This is a genomic window from Acinetobacter sp. BMW17 (assembly GCF_001592855.1).
In the GTDB taxonomy this organism is placed as follows: Bacteria; Pseudomonadota; Gammaproteobacteria; order Pseudomonadales; family Moraxellaceae; genus Acinetobacter; species Acinetobacter johnsonii.
Map to the genome: position 1 here is coordinate 14,103 of NZ_LSOD01000016.1, position 16,886 is coordinate 30,988.

Annotated in this window: 16 protein-coding genes and 4 tRNA genes; 12 read left to right on the forward strand and 8 right to left on the reverse strand. The window is 43.1% G+C overall.

Annotated features, from left to right (window positions below; all coding sequences use genetic code 11):
• The first annotated feature begins 110 nt into the window (after positions 1-110).
• The 5 genes from AXW61_RS03600 (at position 111) to AXW61_RS03620 (ending at position 4,216) form a co-directional block, all read left to right on the forward strand.
• Positions 111-788: a hypothetical protein gene (locus AXW61_RS03600; protein WP_004977854.1), complete on the forward strand. Its 678-nt coding sequence runs from the start codon at positions 111-113 to the stop codon at positions 786-788.
• Between the two features lie 155 nt (positions 789-943).
• Complete coding sequence (locus AXW61_RS03605) at positions 944-1,654, forward strand: DUF3108 domain-containing protein (protein WP_062032470.1); 711 nt, start codon at positions 944-946, stop codon at positions 1,652-1,654.
• Positions 1,655-1,744: 90 nt separating this feature from the next.
• Positions 1,745-2,320 carry a xanthine phosphoribosyltransferase gene (locus tag AXW61_RS03610; protein WP_004691243.1) on the forward strand — a complete coding sequence of 192 codons (576 nt, stop codon included), beginning with the start codon at positions 1,745-1,747 and terminating at the stop codon, positions 2,318-2,320.
• A 277-nt stretch (positions 2,321-2,597) separates the two neighbouring features.
• On the forward strand, positions 2,598-3,650 hold the full coding sequence (locus AXW61_RS03615) for a sensor domain-containing diguanylate cyclase (protein ID WP_238893828.1): 1,053 nt from the start codon (positions 2,598-2,600) through the stop codon (positions 3,648-3,650).
• Positions 3,651-3,862: 212 nt separating this feature from the next.
• Positions 3,863-4,216, forward strand: coding sequence for a hypothetical protein (locus AXW61_RS03620; protein WP_062032472.1), 354 nt, complete (start codon positions 3,863-3,865; stop codon positions 4,214-4,216).
• Positions 4,217-4,280: 64 nt separating this feature from the next.
• Here AXW61_RS03620 and wrbA read toward each other — a convergent pair whose 3' ends face one another.
• Positions 4,281-4,874 carry an NAD(P)H:quinone oxidoreductase gene (gene wrbA, locus AXW61_RS03625; RefSeq protein ID WP_005401258.1) on the reverse strand — a complete coding sequence of 198 codons (594 nt, stop codon included), beginning with the start codon at positions 4,872-4,874 and terminating at the stop codon, positions 4,281-4,283.
• A gap of 115 nt (positions 4,875-4,989) precedes the next feature.
• Between wrbA and AXW61_RS03630 the strand changes: the two genes are divergently transcribed.
• Positions 4,990-6,240 carry a YihY family inner membrane protein gene (locus AXW61_RS03630; protein ID WP_062032475.1) on the forward strand — a complete coding sequence of 417 codons (1,251 nt, stop codon included), beginning with the start codon at positions 4,990-4,992 and terminating at the stop codon, positions 6,238-6,240.
• 110 nt (positions 6,241-6,350) lie between these two features.
• On the opposite strand, the gene AXW61_RS03635 is transcribed toward AXW61_RS03630, so the two are convergent.
• Positions 6,351-7,286, reverse strand: a complete 936-nt coding sequence (locus AXW61_RS03635; protein WP_062032477.1) for a DMT family transporter — start codon at positions 7,284-7,286, stop codon at positions 6,351-6,353.
• 104 nt (positions 7,287-7,390) lie between these two features.
• On the opposite strand from AXW61_RS03635, the gene AXW61_RS03640 reads away from it, so the two are divergent.
• Positions 7,391-8,203, forward strand: a complete 813-nt coding sequence (locus AXW61_RS03640) for a helix-turn-helix transcriptional regulator (protein ID WP_062032479.1) — start codon at positions 7,391-7,393, stop codon at positions 8,201-8,203.
• 52 nt (positions 8,204-8,255) lie between these two features.
• Here the strand turns inward: AXW61_RS03640 and AXW61_RS03645 are convergent, their stop codons facing one another.
• The 6 genes from AXW61_RS03645 to AXW61_RS03670 all read right to left on the reverse strand — a co-directional run bounded on the left by AXW61_RS03645 (position 8,256) and on the right by AXW61_RS03670 (position 10,369).
• Positions 8,256-8,900 carry a fumarylacetoacetate hydrolase family protein gene (locus tag AXW61_RS03645; RefSeq protein WP_062032482.1) on the reverse strand — a complete coding sequence of 215 codons (645 nt, stop codon included), beginning with the start codon at positions 8,898-8,900 and terminating at the stop codon, positions 8,256-8,258.
• 42 nt (positions 8,901-8,942) lie between these two features.
• Positions 8,943-9,440, reverse strand: coding sequence for a YcxB family protein (locus tag AXW61_RS03650; protein WP_062032486.1), 498 nt, complete (start codon positions 9,438-9,440; stop codon positions 8,943-8,945).
• A gap of 270 nt (positions 9,441-9,710) precedes the next feature.
• A tRNA-Arg gene (locus tag AXW61_RS03655) sits at positions 9,711-9,787 on the reverse strand.
• A gap of 276 nt (positions 9,788-10,063) precedes the next feature.
• Positions 10,064-10,140, reverse strand: a tRNA-Arg gene (locus tag AXW61_RS03660).
• 48 nt (positions 10,141-10,188) lie between these two features.
• Positions 10,189-10,265: transfer RNA gene (locus tag AXW61_RS03665), tRNA-Arg, on the reverse strand.
• Positions 10,266-10,279: 14 nt separating this feature from the next.
• Positions 10,280-10,369, reverse strand: a tRNA-Ser gene (locus AXW61_RS03670).
• 264 nt (positions 10,370-10,633) lie between these two features.
• On the opposite strand from AXW61_RS03670, the gene rnr reads away from it, so the two are divergent.
• The 5 genes from rnr to AXW61_RS03695 are packed head-to-tail and all read left to right on the forward strand — an operon-like array spanning position 10,634 to position 16,804.
• A complete protein-coding gene (rnr, locus tag AXW61_RS03675; protein ID WP_205630082.1) occupies positions 10,634-13,072 on the forward strand; it encodes a ribonuclease R in 2,439 nt (812 codons plus the stop codon).
• A gap of 58 nt (positions 13,073-13,130) precedes the next feature.
• Complete coding sequence (locus tag AXW61_RS03680; protein WP_062032492.1) at positions 13,131-14,012, forward strand: VanW family protein; 882 nt, start codon at positions 13,131-13,133, stop codon at positions 14,010-14,012.
• A gap of 52 nt (positions 14,013-14,064) precedes the next feature.
• On the forward strand, positions 14,065-16,107 hold the full coding sequence (locus AXW61_RS03685; protein WP_171254047.1) for a M3 family metallopeptidase: 2,043 nt from the start codon (positions 14,065-14,067) through the stop codon (positions 16,105-16,107).
• A gap of 52 nt (positions 16,108-16,159) precedes the next feature.
• On the forward strand, positions 16,160-16,372 hold the full coding sequence (locus AXW61_RS03690; protein ID WP_171054267.1) for a YheV family putative zinc ribbon protein: 213 nt from the start codon (positions 16,160-16,162) through the stop codon (positions 16,370-16,372).
• Between the two features lie 12 nt (positions 16,373-16,384).
• On the forward strand, positions 16,385-16,804 hold the full coding sequence (locus AXW61_RS03695; protein ID WP_062032497.1) for a hypothetical protein: 420 nt from the start codon (positions 16,385-16,387) through the stop codon (positions 16,802-16,804).
• Positions 16,805-16,886 lie beyond the last annotated feature (82 nt).

Genomic DNA, 16,886 nt, shown 5'->3' on the forward strand with positions numbered 1-16,886 from the left:
AAATGGTGCAATTAATTTTGCTAAACTGCAAGGTTCATGAGCAGTATTTTTCAAACATTTCGACCAGAGATCTGATCGCTCAAACACGTTGATTCGCTAGGACGCCTCTTATGCAAACGCTTATTTCCAACATTTCAAATCGTTTACGCCAAGTTTATCAAAAGGCGGAAGGATTTATTGAGGATGAGCGCGAGTTTCCAATGTCTCAAGTCTTTTTAAATGCCACTTTTCAACGTTTTGTGACCGACAACGTGAGAATGTTGAAAGACTTGCATGCCGACTTACATGATGATTGGTTACGTTTATATGCCACGCTCGACTATAACGGGCTCAAACTCACACTTTCGGTAGATTTGAAACTGGCACAAATGGAGTTAAATAAAAAAACGCAGTTGATCGTATTTGAGCAAATCAGTGACACCAGTGTGCTGGATGCTGAATACCCAACGGTATTTCATAAAATGGGTGTGCGCTGTGCCCTATTCTTTTATCAAAAAGTCCTAAACCAAGACCCCTTAGGCATGATTTTAGAAAAACTGAATGTGATTAAAGTCAAAGATGATCTACTGCATTTGGATCTTAATCGCTGGTTAGGAAAAAATCGTTCTATTATCGATACCTTAGGTAAAGTCCATGTCAATCATGCCGTATTGCGTGAAGCAGAATTGGTGGTGATCGGTAATGTCAACTTAACAGCGTTATTTAATAAGTTTTCGCAAACCTCTATCGATGACTTGATTGAACCCAATCTAGACGAAAGCACGGTCTCGCCAATTCGACAAAAATAACTCGGGATGCTGCGACTAAAATGTGACTTAAGGTGGGTAAAAGAAACATAAAACTACAGTTTGCCCTATGTTTCGAATTTTTTCTTCATAATCAGCGTGCATAATATTTCTATGCAAAAAATTTGTGCCTACAACTGAATAGGAAACTTTTTCTTATGGCTAAATCAATGTTGAAAACAGTCGCAATGGCAACAGGTGTCAGTACCTTGCTCTTTGTCGGTTTCTCAAGTCAAACCTTTGCCATGAGTCCATTCCAAGCCAGTTATCAATTTAACTATAATGGCAAAAACATGGGCTCAGCGACACGTACGTTATCGAAATCGGGCAACAACTGGAACTATGTCTTTGCAGCCAAAGCTGGTGGTATCGCCTCTGCAACCGAAAGCAGTCGCTTTAGTTTCAATGGTAAGCAAATTCAGTCCAGCAGTTTTAGCCGTAGTAGTAAAATTTTGGTGCATAACAACACCATGAGTATTAACTTCAATCCAGCGGCAAAAACCATCAATACCAAGAAAGACAAAGAAGCGCGTTCTTTCGCTTGGAAAGCCGGCGTACTGGATGAACTGAATGCTGAATTACAGCTTCGGGAAGACATCAAAAATGGCGGTTTAAAATCGACCTATTATTTGGCCGATGCCAAAGAAGTGGAAGCACGTAAATTTGTGAAGCAGGGTTCTGAGTCAGTCAAAACAGATTATGGCACCTTTGACACCATTAAAGTGGTCATGAAACATGACAAACCTGGCCGCGAAACCATTTTCTGGTTAGCACCTAAATTGGACTACCTTCCAGTCAAAGTCAGCCATGTGGATAAGAAAACATCCTATGGATTGCTATTAACGGGTTATAAAGGTGTAAGCAATTAGTCATTTTGACGAATTTTACTTGCATTTTTTCAGGTGCTTCCTAAAATACGCTTTTGCTTGAAAAAGCACCTGCCCCTAGAGGATTCTCCCGTGTACGCACTAGAACAGAAAATCTTAAGCGAAGGTATCGTTCTATCTGATGAAGTTCTGAAAGTTGATGCTTTCTTAAACCACCAAATTGATCCGGTTATGATGCAATTAATCGGTAAAGAATTTGCTGCTCGTTTTAAAGATGCAGGCATCACTAAAATCATCACGATTGAAGCATCAGGTATCGCACCTGCAATCATGGCAGGTTTAGAACTGGGCGTGCCCGTTATTTTTGCGCGTAAATACCAATCTTTAACCTTAAAAGATGACCTTTACCGCTCAAAAGTCTTTTCGTTTACCAAGCAAACGGAAAGCACGATTGCAATTTCAAATAAGCACATCAGTTCAGCTGACAAAGCCCTCGTGATTGATGACTTCTTGGCCAATGGTCAAGCAGCATTGGGTCTGATTGACTTAATTCACCAAGCGAAAGCAGAAGTCGTAGGTGTGGGTATTGTGATTGAAAAATCATTCCAACCTGGTCGTGACATTTTGCTTGAAAAAGGCTACCGCGTTGAATCTTTGGCACGCGTAAAGTCATTGGCAAATGGCACAGTTGAATTTGTTCGTGACTAATCACGGCGTTTAACTGCAAAAAAGAGCACTTCAGGTGCTCTTTTTTTGTCACTCAGATGACCCGCGGGTCATCCACATGTAAATGCCACATTTGCGCTGTAGGTTATTTTTAATTTAAAGTAAAAATATATCGTTTTTTTTTCAATTTAATTACACATTGAAGTTGGAGAAATGCGATTTATATAGCATGATCAAATCTAAAAGGTAATGTCCACTTTCTAAGAGCAAAACAAACAAAGACTAAATTGGATACTATTTTATAGAGATACCGAATTGAATGATAAACAAGAAACAATTAACTGAACGATCATTTACCCCAAGCCAATTATCTGGCTTTGATGGCGCACACTCCATTCAACTCCCCGTAGACTTCATCCACGACTTGAGTAAAGCAGACTCCTTGCAAGCTGTTCTAGATACCATTGCTTACTGGATTTCTCACGTGTTTGATGCGGATCGGGCCAGTATTACCTTGCAAGATACTGAAGAATATCTCAAGCTGTATTCGATCTCTGGTAATCATGCGATTCCGATGGATTTTAAAATTCCGATTGGGCAGACTTTTGTCGGACGAGTCTTTGCCCAGTCTCAACTGATCATTTGCGATGACCTCGCTCAGTCGGATGAGCTGGATTGTAAAATGCTTTCCGAGCATGGCATGGGCACCTGTATGGATGCGCCCATGATTCACAATGGCGTGTGTATTGGCACCTTAAATGTGGCAGATCAACGTAAACATCACTACACCCTACAACAAGCGATTCTTTTACAGAGCCTCGCCACATGGTTAGCTTTAAACATTAAACTGCATTTACAAGTTCAAGAAATGGCTGTCTTAGCGTCTACAGATGAACTCACAGGAACCTTTAACCGTCGAGTATTTGTGCAAGAAAGTAATCAAACCATGCAGCACTTCAGCCATACTCGCGTGCCCTTTACGATAGGCATCTTAGATATTGACCATTTTAAACAGCTGAATGACTGTTATGGGCATACAGCAGGTGACCATGTGCTGAAAAAGATGGCCAAACAAATCCGTAGCATACTGCGTGACGAGGACTTTTTAGCTCGTATTGGTGGTGAGGAATTTGCGATTATTCTACCCGCCTGCTTAGGTGATGAAGCGATGCAGGTCTTTAAACGCATCTGTTCAACAATTGAAGCGATGGAAGTGCACTATGAACAAGAAGTGCTGTGTTTCACGGTCAGTATAGGGGTTGCTGAAGTCGGTAAACATGATGCAGATGCAGAGGATGTCTTTAAACGCGCAGATAAAGCCTTGTACTGTGCCAAGCAAGCAGGAAGAAACCGAATTCACTTTGCCAACTAAACCATATTTAAAAACACAGCATAAACTACTCAAGAAAATTACACGTTTCATAAATATTATTGCTGCAAGTTCAACTAAGATCTACTCTAAATTTAGTTGTTTAGATCTTTCAAATTCAAGCGCAAAACACGGTTGTTCTGCGTAACGTGTCATCCACACCGTAAAACGGCTACTAGCTTCAATCACTGGTAACCCGAATAGGCCAATAGACTATGGAAAATACAATTCTCTGCCCAAAATGTGGCTCTAGTGAGGTTGAAAAGCGCAATCACGAGCAGCAACTGACTAAAATTGGAGGTGTTTTGCTCAGTTCAGCAGGCGCAACTGCTGGTACTGTCGGTGGTGCAGCATCTGGGGCCTCTATTGGCGCTGCCATCGGCGCAGCGGCTGGGCCTCTTGGGGTGATTATGGGTGGCACCATTGGCACTTTTGTCGGCGCAGTCAGTATTGGTGTGACAGGTGGTTTTTTAGGACATCGTTTTGGTAAAAAAGCGGGTGTGATTGTCGATAAAAATGTATTTCTTGACTATAAATGTCTCAAGTGCGGTACAAAATTCAAAGAGTAGCATCTGACGCCAGCCCAATAATAAAAAGCCCATCATTGATGGGCTTTTTTCATGTCTCAATGTTCTAGGCTTGTAGTTTCTTCACAACTTCCCCAAGACGCTTACCTTGAGCTTCGCACAGTACTTTTTCATCTTGGCTTAAGCTCTGATCATGTCGAGGCCCGCTGACATGACTCGCACCATAAGGCGTCCCACCTGTTTTAGTATGTGACAATGCGGGAATGGCATTGTTCAACCCTAAAATCATCATGCCATGATGAAACAATGGTGGCAGCATAGTCAATAAAGTACTTTCTTGGCCACCATGCATCGAACCTGACGAAGTAAACACACAAGCCGGCTTGCCATGCAAAGCTCCATTGAGCCAAAGACTGGTGGTCTGGTCGAGGAAATATTTCATTTCAGAGGCCATATTACCAAAGCGGGTTGGTGAGCCTAGCGCCAAACCTGCACAGTTTGCCAAGTCCTCTAAACTACAATAAATATCGCCTTCTGCAGGAATACTCGGCTCTGCTTCCTTCACCACAGCCGCAATATTCGGCACCGTTCGAATTTTAACTGCAACACCACTGGCTTCAATTCCATTTGCAATCAGATGCGCCATTTCACGGGTACTGCCATATTTGCTGTAATATAAAACTAAAACATAGGTTTGCATGAATAGAGTTCGGTGACAGAAAAAATAAAACTATACGGTATTTTTCCTATTTTTTGGTTAAGCTTAGGGTGAAAAATGTAGAAAAGATGAAGAAAACAAAAGAGATACTTTGCCTATGTTAGAACAGTACTTAAGAAGACTTCCTTTCTATGAGAAAACTTGGTTTCAGTTCGTTTTATTTGTACTGCGCCGCTTTGAGGCCGATCGATGTCGTGAACAAGCAGGTTCACTGACCTATACGACCCTGTTTGCCGTCGTTCCAATGCTGACCGTTTTTTTGGTGATCATTTCCTCAATCAAAGCGCTTGAACCTGCACGACAGCAATTACAACAACTGATCTATAGTAATTTTTTACCGAAAACCACGATTGCTTTTGACAAGGCCTTAAATGCGTTTACCGATAAATCCAGTAATTTAACCATTATCGGGATCTTATTTTTATTCGTCACTACCGTCATGATGCTAACCAGTATTGAAACGGTCTTTAATCGAATTTGGCGCGTTCGTGAGACTCGCGGCGGCATTATTGGCTTTATGCGCTATTGGACCATTATTTCTTTGGGCCCCATTCTACTCGGTAGTGCCTTTGTCATTTCGTCGACGATGGCTTCCCTCAATGTTCTGAGCAATAATTTTGCAGGCTATGAGCTTGATGGCGCATTTGTCCTGTGGCTGATTTCATTTTGCTTAACCGTTGTTGGCTTTTTTATCCTGAATTGGACCATTCCAAACCGCAGCGTCCCGATTAAATCGGCTTTGATTGCAGGTTTATTTAGTGCCGTCGTGTTTGAACTTCTGAAAAATTTGTTCGGCTTCGTTATGTCGAACTTCACCAGTTATGAAATTATCTATGGTGCATTTGCCGCGATTCCCATTTTCCTGTTATGGATTTTTCTGTCGTGGAATATTGTCCTGATTGGGGTCGAAATTAGTTATGCCCTGACCGCCTTTACCTCCCATAAAGAGCAAAAACGGCACCCTGTCATTATGCTACTAGATTTGCTGGAGCTGTTTTATAAAAAGCAGCAACAAGGACTCAGTATCTCTGATGATGAAGCTTTAGATGTATTAGGGCGGGATGAATTGGGGCGTTGGCCGAGTTACGTGTTTATGCTTGAACAACAAAACTTAGTCAAACGTACCGATGACAACCAATATGTGCTGGTACGCAATTTATCTCAAGTCGATTTTTGGAGTTTTTACAGCAAACTTCCTTACCCTTTACCAAAGCGTAAAGATTTGGGTAATGTCCATCCGGATGATGTCTGGATGCAAAAAATTGGCCCAGCGTTAGTAGAATCGGATGATTACTTGGCGGCCAAACTCGCTATTCCGCTGTCTACAATTTTTGATGATAAATCTTAAGCCTTCATATTAAAAAACGTGTCTATGACACGTTTTTTATATGTTGAATCAAAGCAATTTAAGTTCAACCTTCACCCTGAATTTAAGGTAGATTCAAGCCGACTCAGTATTTACTGCAAAGCCATTCTAAATGCCTGCACATACTGCTTAATTTTGTGATGCAAACTCACCACCGTCACCCCCATCAACACAAAGCATGTTCCTACCAAAAAGTTGAGTTCCAGCTGTTCATTGAGTAACACCACACCAAAACACATCCCGAAGATTGGAGTCAGAAAAGAAAAGACTCCCAACTGGGATGCCAAATATTTTTTCAACAGCCAAAACCAAATCAGATAACTGGCAAATGACACGACAATGGTATGGAAAAGCAAACTTGTAACGGATAATACAGACCAGTGAATCGTCGCTTGTCCCATGAAGAAAGCCACAGTCAATAACACTAAAAATGCGATAAAGAGCTGATAAAACAAAGTTTGGGTCGCAGGTGCTTCTGCTAGTTTAGTCAACCGCACTGCAATGGTTGTGGCTGCCCACAATACCCCTGCCAAAAGTGCTAAAGCATCACCCCAAAGTGCAGAACTTGCAGCCGCTTGTGAAGCTGCAGGACGAAATAAAAATGCAATCACGATCCCGAAAAATGCACATGCAATGCCCAACCACTGGATAAGTGATAAACGCTCAGAAGGCAACTTCCAGTGCAAACCCAATGCGACAAAAATAGGCGCGGTATACAGCAAAACCACGGTATGCGCCGCGGAGGTAAAACGTAAAGCTTGCGCGACCAGAAAAAATTCTGCTGCAAATAAAAGCCCAACTAAAATTCCTGCGGCTAAGTAGTCTCGCCCCCATAAAGATGTGCCCTTTGCCAGCTTGATCATAGGGTAAACCATCAACGCAGAGAGACCTGAGCGAAGTGCAATTTGCATCACTGCAGAAATATCGGGGGCAGCAAGCTTTAACACCACTTGTTGTAATCCCCACATAATACACAGCCCAAACATAATCCCTGAAGCTTTACTGTCCAGCGCTTGACGACTACTCACGACCTGCTCCACTGAAAAAGATCAAAGCTCACTATAGATTTGTCTGAAATAAAACATATAATTTAAAACAGACAAGAGATCTTCTTATTCAGGCAATTTCAGCCATGCCCCAACGACAACAAAAAAAGAGCGCACAACTCAAACAATTACCGACCAATGATCATATTGATAAATTATTATGGATCAGCTTTCGCGAAGATCCCGCGCAGTCGGTTTATCCCGTGCATGGACATGCATGGGGCGAATTTGTATACGCCTTTAATGGTGTGATGGAAGTGAATATCAACCAGATTGACTACCTTACCCCGCCACCTTATGGCATTTGGCTTCCACCCAATGTAGCCCATAGCAGCTTAAACCGTACCGATGTTTCGCATGGCACCTTGTATATCCATGAAAGCTTATGCACTCATCTGCCTCAACAAGCCGGTATTATGCTCAGCTCACCTTTGGTCTCGGCACTATTTAAGCATTTGAGACAACACAGCCTGCCAGATGATGCACCTGAACATATGCGCTTACTCTATGTCTTGCTTGACCAACTACATCATGCAGAATTGGTTAGCAGCTATTTACCGCACTCTGAACACCCGACCCTAAAAAGCATTTTAGATTTTTTACATCTATATCCTGCGGACAACAGTTCTTTGCAACAACTGGCAGTACAGCACAATATGACTGAACGCACACTGGCACGTTATAGTCAAAAAGAACTTGGCATGTCCTTGAATGAATGGCGACAGCGCTTAAAAGTCATGAAAGCCATGAGCATGCTGACAGAGGGAAAAAAGGTCGAAAGTATCGCGCTGGATTTGGGCTATGCCAATGCATCGGCCTTTATTAATATGTTTAAACGCTGGATGGTATATACCCCCGATCAGTTCCGCAAACTGTACCATAGTCATCAACAGCGCTAAAAAAAGATCACCGAAGTGACCTTATGAATGATGGGGTTTGAAAGCCTGTAAATTAAGCTTGAACAAAAGTATTCCAAGAATAGTCTTGGTTTTTACCTTTTAGAGTCATTTTCAACTGCTCACCCGCCTGTAGTGCAGCCACCCCAGCAGGTGTACCTGTCATGACCACATCGCCTGCTTCCAAAGTGAAGACTTGGCTAATGTCGGCCAACAAGGTGCCAATATCAAAAATTAAGTGTGCAGTGTTGCCAGCTTGGCGCAGCTCATCATTAACATGAAAACTGTAGTGCACATCATCCCAGTCCTGTACCACATCGGAAACAGCAATCCAGTCTGCCAGTACACACGAACCATCAAAGGCTTTGGCACGTTCCCAAGGCTGGCCTTTCGTTTTCAAATCATCTTGTAAGTCACGCAAGGTTAAGTCCAAACCTAAAGTCACAGCCCCAACCGCTTGAAGGGCTTGAGCTGGATCGGCTGCTTTGCTTAGGCGATGGTCAATGCGTAAAACCAGTTCACATTCATAATGGCAGCTGCCCCATGCAGGATTCCAAGAAATGCCCGCATCTAAACTGAGCAAACTGCTCGGTGGTTTGATAAATAAAACGGGACGATCAGGAATCGCATTGCCTAATTCTTTGGCATGGTCTGCATAACTACGACCGACACAGACAATTTTAGATGGACGTGTACTCATGATCTTCCTCTGATTTTTTGATGGTGTTATGGAACAAAATGCTTATTTTTTGAAAGTATTTTCAAATTTTGCTTGATCCGCACTATCGGCCAACGCACGCTTAGGCACAATCACCACAGTACGGTTTTTCAGCTCAAGCATATAGGTCAACTTGCCACTGGCAAACTTTTGCACTTCATGATAATGGACCACTTGCTTGCGACCATTGGCATAAATTTCCGCATAATCTTGGTATAAATCGATGCCTTGCTCACTTTTACCAAACTGATATTTCACAAATTGGCGCTTAAACATCATCGGCAGAAACCAATAGCGCATGAGAATTTGTAAAACCAAGAAAAATATACCCAACGCCACATAGTAGCGACCGACACCTGAAAAGCCGAGCATAAAGCCCCACACAATAATCCCGACACTAATCAACGGCGTGATAAAACGCGTCATTTGCTTTTTACCAAAGGTCGCTAAGGCAAAACCATCTTGGGATTCTTCTAAAGTAAGGAAATAACGTGTCGATAATGCAGGCGTGTTCTCTGACATAGGGTCATATCAAATAGCTAAAAATATTGTGCTCAATACTACAACACAATCGGTCATTTTTTTAGGACTTTAGCAGATCGATGTTGATTAGCGGCGATCCACTCAAGCCGAGGCCATACCGATATCAGAGCCACATCATAAAACTAAGATGTAAGAAACAACTGAATAAATACGGCAAAAGATCCATCCATGCTATGGATTTCTACTGAACAGAAAGTGCAGGCACAAAAAAAACCGCAACATGTGCGGTTTTTTCAATATTGATCAAGTTGGTGCGCTCAGAGAGATTCGAACTCCCGACCCCTTAGTTCGTAGCCAAGTGCTCTATCCAGCTGAGCTATGAGCGCGACGTCTTGATGGGGTGAATTATACGTGAATCTTATTTTTTGTTAAGTCTTATTTTCATAAAAGCCGATCAACTGCCCAGTTATTAAGCATAGTGGGTATAGAACGCTGCATAAACCAACAGATTGATCATTCCATACGAAAATAGCTAGGGGAATCACGCAAGAATAGCGCTTTATTTATATCAAATTTTTCTTGAAGAACCACTTTATCATGCCAAGCACTTCATTTTTAACAGGCACAAAAAAACCGCAACATGTGCGGTTGATTGTTCAAGTTGGTGCGCTCAGAGAGATTCGAACTCCCGACCCCTTAGTTCGTAGCCAAGTGCTCTATCCAGCTGAGCTATGAGCGCATTACTTGTGTGCCAATTCAGGCGATACGTTACATACAGTTTACTTATTGGTGCGCTCAGAGAGATTCGAACTCCCGACCCCTTAGTTCGTAGCCAAGTGCTCTATCCAGCTGAGCTATGAGCGCGACATAAGTAAAGTTGGCGGTGAGAGAGGGATTCGAACCCTCGGTACAGTTACCCGTACGCATCCTTAGCAGGGATGTGGTTTCAGCCACTCACCCATCTCACCGTAACGTGCGGCCATAATACAAACTTCATGCTAGCACTGCAAGTACAGACACTCAATTTTTTGCATATTTTCGTTCAATTAAATACTTTTTAAACAATTTAGAGCGGATTCAGCCGAATTTATTCTTTTCCCTACATCTGCATGTTGAATAAAACAGCAGATATTCTAAATTGCCGACATAAAACACAATATTGCAATCATTTGCGTGCAGTCTGTCTTCGCATGACTTATGCTAATCCTATCTACTGACATACAGCCAAAGACATTATGAAAAATTGGGTCGATCCTGAAGCAAAAGCTGAAGCTGAACGTTATGACAACCCTATTCCGAGCCGCACGCTCATTTTAGAAACCATCGAAGAAAAAAAGACGGCTTTATCGCATGCGGACTTGGTCGAAATTTTTGAAATTGCAGATCAAAAAAGCATTGAAGCACTCAGCCATCGTCTGATTGCGATGGTTCGTGATGGCCAACTGATGAAAGATGGCTTCAAGTTTCAAATTGCCGAAGAGCAACCTGAACATGAAGCAACGGTTTACATCAACAGTAAAGGCTTTGGCACGGCGAATATTGCAGGGCATGAAGACTTACTTCTACCTGAACGCGAACTGCGCCAAGTGTTTAATGGTGACCGTGTTAAAGTGCGTCAAACCTCAGTAGACCGCAAAGGTAAAGCTTGGGGCTTTATTACTGAGGTAGTGCAACACCGTGTGAAGCAAATTATTGGTAAAGTATCAATACATGACGGTGAATACTTTATTCAGCCAGCAAATCCGAATGCGCACCAACCGATTACTTTAGAAAAAGAATTAATCGAACACGCACAAGTCAAAGTGGGCGATTCGGTTCGTGTTGCAATTGATGACTACCCAACCAAAGATGAGTTGGCGACAGGTCATATTGTGCAATCGATGGCAGACAAGGCCGATACTGAAATTATTATTCCGCAAACCATTTTAGAGTTTGGTTTGCCGTATGAGTTTCCAGAAGAAGTCATTAAAGAAGCAGAGAGCTTTAAAGAGCCTTCAGCGCAAGACCGTGAAGGTCGTATTGACCTACGAGATTTAGCCTTAGTCACTATTGATGGTGAAGATGCACGCGACTTCGATGACGCAGTCTATGCAGAAAAACGTCCAGGCGGCGGTTACCGTGTGGTGGTGGCCATTGCAGATGTGAGTCACTATGTCCGTTCAGGCAAACCACTAGATGATGAAGCTCAAGAACGGGGTACATCGGTGTATTTCCCTCACTTTGTTTTACCGATGTTGCCTGAAGCTCTTTCGAATGGCTTATGTTCACTCAATCCGCATGTAGACCGTCTATGTATGGTCTGTGATTTAAACCTGTCACGTGCCGGTCGCGTCACCAAGTTTGAGTTCTACCCGTCTGTGATGCACTCAAAGGCACGTTTAACCTATACCAATGTTGCCCAGTACTTTGAAGGCGACAGCAGTGCCATTCCTGAAGACCGTGATGTTCGCAAATCCTTGAACACCCTGTTCCAACTCTATCAAGTCCTCAAAGGTTTACGTGCTGAACGTCATGCCATGGAATTTGAAACCGTTGAAACTTACATGACCTTTGATGAGCTGGGCGGCATTAAGGAAATTTTACCGCGTACGCGTAATGATGCGCATAAACTGATTGAAGAATGTATGTTGTTGGCAAACGTGGCAGCGGCTGAATATGCGCTACAACATGATGTGCCAATGTTATACCGTATTCATGAACCACCTGAGTTTTCACGTATCCAAAAAGTACGCGACTTTGTCAAACTGCTCGGTCTACCGTTCCCAGAGCAGCCGACTCAGAAAGACTACCAAGCCGTGATTGATGCAACCAAAGACCGTATTGATGCTCCAAGTATCCATGCCGTGCTGTTACGTTCGATGATGCAAGCCTACTATGGTGCGAATAACGCGGGTCACTTTGGTTTGGCATATGAAGCTTATACGCACTTCACCTCTCCAATTCGTCGCTACCCAGACTTGTTGTTACACCGTGCGATTAAAGCCAGGTTAAAACATAAACCTGCACCTCTTTCAGGGGCTGCGCTAGATGATGCTGGTCAACATTTCTCGGCGACTGAACGTCGTGCAGATGAAGCGTCTCGCTCTGTCACCACATGGTTGAAATGCCATTATATGCAGCAGCATTTGGGTGAAGAGTTTGTCGGCACCATTTCTGCAGTGGCAGAATTTGGTCTGTTTGTGACACTCAAAGACTTATATGTTGACGGCATGATCCATGTCAGCCAACTGGGTGATGACTACTTTGTCTATGACCAACCAAATCAGAGCTTGATTGGGCAGGCACGCGGTCAAAGCTTTAGCTTGGGCGATGAAGTGAAAATCAAAGTTGCAGCAGTGAATTTAGAAGACCGCAAAATTGATTTTGAATTATTGCAGCAACTCTCACATGGTGGTCGACCCATACGTAGTCGAGCGCCCCGTGTTGGCAAAGCCAAAACAGCACGAAGCGAAAGTAAAGAAGAAGTCTTTAGCGAGTCGACAAACGCCTCTCCCAGTAACAGCGGAGACCAGCCCATACGACGCAAAAAAGATAAATCCCAACCTAGCTCCTACAGCAAAAAGTCTGGTAAAAAATCTTCATCAAAGTCTGAAACAAAGATTAAAGATAAAGTGAAGAAAAAGTCGAAACCTAAAAAGAAAAAATCAAATGCAAAAGCGAAAACTGAGTAAATGATGAAAAAGGTGCTAGGGCTTAATGTGTCCTAGCACCTTTTTTCATAGGGCCAACATGAATTTTTTGCGTTTATTTTTAAGCAAACCCATCAGCCAATACCATCCCCTGCTTTATTTCATGGCCACGCGTAGCCGACGTATGATACGCTATTGGCAATGGAAAACAGATGGGAAAGACTACGCACATTCATTTTCTAACGCCCCTTTGGCTTTTCGCGTCAAAAAGCATCAGTCCGTTCTGATTCGTAAATTAGGCGACAGTGATCAACACTGGCAACACAATAAAGTCATCAATCTCAAAATTGCCAGTCCATGTATTTCTGGGATTTTAATCCATCCACAACAAACGTTTTCTTTTTGTCAGTTGGTGGGACAACCAACAACTCAAAAAGGCTATGCAGAGGGAATGGAACTCAGCTTTGGTCAAGCACGCGGTGGTATTGGTGGCGGGATTTGCCAAATTGCCAATCTCATTCACTGGCTTGTCTTACATAGCCCATTGCAAGTGGTACAACGTTCACAGCACTCCTTTGACCCTTTTCCAGATCATGGTCGTGTACTTCCATTTGGTAGTGGCGCTGCAATTTTTTATAACTATATTGATTATCAATTTTACAACCCCACCCCGCATAGCTTCCAAATTCGGCTTTGGTTTAGTGAGAAATGCCTAGAAGGTGAACTGCGTTGCTCAGTCGATTTAGGCTATGTCTATCATGTATTTGAACAACAGCATGCCTTCCTTAAAATCGGGACGGATTACTACCGACAAAACGAAATTTGGCGACACCGCAAAGAAAAATATAAAAGCGGTGAAATCTTAGCAACCGAATGCATGACCCGTAACTTTGCCAAAGTGCTTTATCAGCCCTCACGCATTGATCAGCACTACCCTTCATGGGCTGAATTTCAAGCGGCACAAAACATCAAAATCAATTAAAACTTGATTTCCCACGGCATCACCCTTACATCTAGTGATAACTGAACATTTAATTTGGCTTAAACGCATGACATTAGAAAAAGCAACCTTGCCTGTTCCACAGTTTGATCAAATCACCTTAGTACAACTCCAACAGCAGATCGAACAGGCAATTCAACAGGGTCAAAGTTTTTTAAAAGACCTGAGCGAAGTCCCTGAATCGATTCAGGCACAACTTGCGGTCTTAGAACAAGTCGATCATTTAGAAAATAATATGAGTGAAGCATGGGGCGTACTGTCCCACCTCAATGCAGTCATGAACAATGCTGAAACTCGTGAGGTATACCAGTCACTATTACCAAGCTTAAGTGAATACTATACCGAATTAGGTCAACACACAGCGCTGTATCAAACCTATCAACACATTCATGATGCTGCGCAATTTGATCACCTCCCTGAAGCCCAACAAAGTGCGATTAAACTTGCACTGCGTGACTTCAAACTATCGGGTGTGGCTTTAGAAGGTGAAGCCAAAAAACGTTATGCAGAAATCTCAGCACGCTTATCACAACTATCGTCCGACTTTTCCAACCATGTTTTGGATGCAACCCAAGCCTATTTCAAACCTTTAGCGGAACACGAACTGGCAGGCTTACCCCAAAGCAGTGTTGAGCTGTTAAAACAATATGGTCAGCAGCGCGAACTGGATCAACCCGTTGCCACTTTAGACTTTCCATCGTATCTGGCAATTATGACCTACGCGGAAAACCGTCCTTTACGCGAAGAACTATATCGTGCCTACACCACACGTGCATCTGATCAGTCTGAACACGCTGAGTTTGATAACACCGCGGCGATGGAAGAAATCTTAAGCCTGCGTCAGGAAATGGCTGCACTGTTAGGTTTCAACAACTACGCCGAGCTTTCATTGGCCAGCAAAATGGCGCCAAATGTCGCCACGGTGCATCAATTCTTACGTGATTTAGCTGAACATTCACGTGCCCCTGCGCTCAAAGAAGTGGCGGAGCTGAAAGCCATTGCCGCTGAAGATGGCATTGAAGATTTAAAACCGTGGGACAGCACGTATTATTCTGAAAAATTGAAAGTCCAACAGTTCAATTTATCTCAAGAAGCACTCAAGCCCTACTTCCCCGCACCCAAGATTTTGCAGGGCTTATTTAGCATTGTGAATCGCCTTTATGGGATTCAAATTGTGGAGCGTGAAGCCCCTGTTTGGCACTCAGATGCACGCTATTTTGAACTAGAAGATCAAGGCACAGTGGTCGGTGGATTCTACTTTGACCTCTATGCACGTCAGGGCAAACGTGGTGGCGCATGGATGAGTGGTTTCCGCTCTCGCACCCAAACAACGCAAGGCCTACAAAAACCGATTTGCTATATGGTGTGTAACTTTACGCCACCTGTGGGAGATCAAGCAGCACTACTGACCCATGATGAAGTGATTACCTTGTTCCATGAATTTGGACATGGTTTACATCATATGTTGACAGAAGTTGATAATATTGCGGTTGCGGGTACACACGGCGTGGCATGGGATGCTGTAGAGTTACCAAGCCAATTCATGGAGTTTTGGGCATGGGATACTGAAAGCTTAGACTTGCTCAGTGCACATATTGAGACCCAAGAAACCTTACCAGAAAGTCTACTCAAAGCCTTGCTGGACGCGCGTTTCTTCCAATCTGGCATGCAAAGTTTACGTCAAATTGAGTTTGCCCTGTTTGACCTCAGCATTCATAAAGCAGCCCCTGCTTTGAAAGCAGATCAGATCCAAGCCACCTTAAATGACATCCGTGCACAATACGCTGTTTTAGAGACTACTCCTTATAACCGATTCCAACATAGCTTCAGCCATATTTTCGCAGGCGGCTATGCAGCAGGTTATTATTCTTATAAATGGGCGGAAGTTTTGGCCAGTGATGCCTTCGATCGTTTCGAAAATGAAGGGATTTTTAATACTGCCACTGGAAAAGAATTTCGCCAGTTTATTCTAGCAGTTGGCGGAAAAGATACAGCGCTTGATGCATTTATCAATTTCCGTGGACGCGAGCCAAAAATAGATGCTTTACTTCGTCATCAAGGTTGGACGAACCGCTAAAAAAGTGAGTAAACTAGGCGCCTAAATTGTTCAGAAGGTAAGTCTAATGACTATTAAACGTCGTTTCATTGCAGGTGCAAAATGTCCTAAATGTCAGGCGATGGATCGAGTTGTTATGCTTACCTCGAATGACGATGAATGGATTGAATGTATCGACTGTGGTTATTCTGAGAATCGTCCAACTCATGTAGACGAGCCTCAGATCCCTGCTATCCCTGACGAGGTTGGGGTCATTCAATTTAAACCACGTCAATCCAAAGAATAAAGGTTGAATCGAATGTCGTCCGTACAACACAACAACCCTAAATTACTCTGGGGTATTACAGCAGGTTTAGTCGCAATCATTGCGTTTTTTGCACTTTATCAATGGTTGTTTGCTGCACAAGAGTCTGCAACACCGGTGCACCAAGCGGAGTTGATTCAACCGACCGTGAAGGCGCTTCCAGAAGCTGAAAAAGCAGCTTCGACCTCCATGGCTGACAACACCATTAAATTGGTCGAAGAAGATATTTTAAAAGCACCAGTACCTGAAAATGCCTCACTTGCCAAAGAAGAAGTGGCGAAACTGGACGATATTCAAAGCCAGTTGAAGGAACAGGAAAAGAGCTTGCAAGCACAGCACAAAGATGCCGATGAGCTGGTAAAACTCAAAGAAGAACAAATTAAACTGTTAGAAGCCCAATTGGCTGCTCGGTAAAATACGGTTGTTATTTTTAAAGACGTTAGCTTATCGACTGATACGCTAACGTCTTTTTTTGCCCTGCTGCTTCACCCACCTT

Coding starts and splice junctions, on each gene's coding strand:
- AXW61_RS03645 (WP_062032482.1), bottom strand. CDS start 8,900: ATGAGTACACGTCCATCTAAAATTGTCTGTGTCGGTCGTAGTTATGCA.
- AXW61_RS03630 (WP_062032475.1), top strand. CDS start 4,990: ATGTTAGAACAGTACTTAAGAAGACTTCCTTTCTATGAGAAAACTTGG.
- wrbA (WP_005401258.1), bottom strand. CDS start 4,874: ATGCAAACCTATGTTTTAGTTTTATATTACAGCAAATATGGCAGTACC.
- AXW61_RS03605 (WP_062032470.1), top strand. CDS start 944: ATGGCTAAATCAATGTTGAAAACAGTCGCAATGGCAACAGGTGTCAGT.
- AXW61_RS03640 (WP_062032479.1), top strand. CDS start 7,391: ATGCCCCAACGACAACAAAAAAAGAGCGCACAACTCAAACAATTACCG.
- AXW61_RS03615 (WP_238893828.1), top strand. CDS start 2,598: ATGATAAACAAGAAACAATTAACTGAACGATCATTTACCCCAAGCCAA.
- AXW61_RS03600 (WP_004977854.1), top strand. CDS start 111: ATGCAAACGCTTATTTCCAACATTTCAAATCGTTTACGCCAAGTTTAT.
- AXW61_RS03650 (WP_062032486.1), bottom strand. CDS start 9,440: ATGTCAGAGAACACGCCTGCATTATCGACACGTTATTTCCTTACTTTA.
- AXW61_RS03680 (WP_062032492.1), top strand. CDS start 13,131: ATGAATTTTTTGCGTTTATTTTTAAGCAAACCCATCAGCCAATACCAT.
- AXW61_RS03695 (WP_062032497.1), top strand. CDS start 16,385: ATGTCGTCCGTACAACACAACAACCCTAAATTACTCTGGGGTATTACA.
- AXW61_RS03620 (WP_062032472.1), top strand. CDS start 3,863: ATGGAAAATACAATTCTCTGCCCAAAATGTGGCTCTAGTGAGGTTGAA.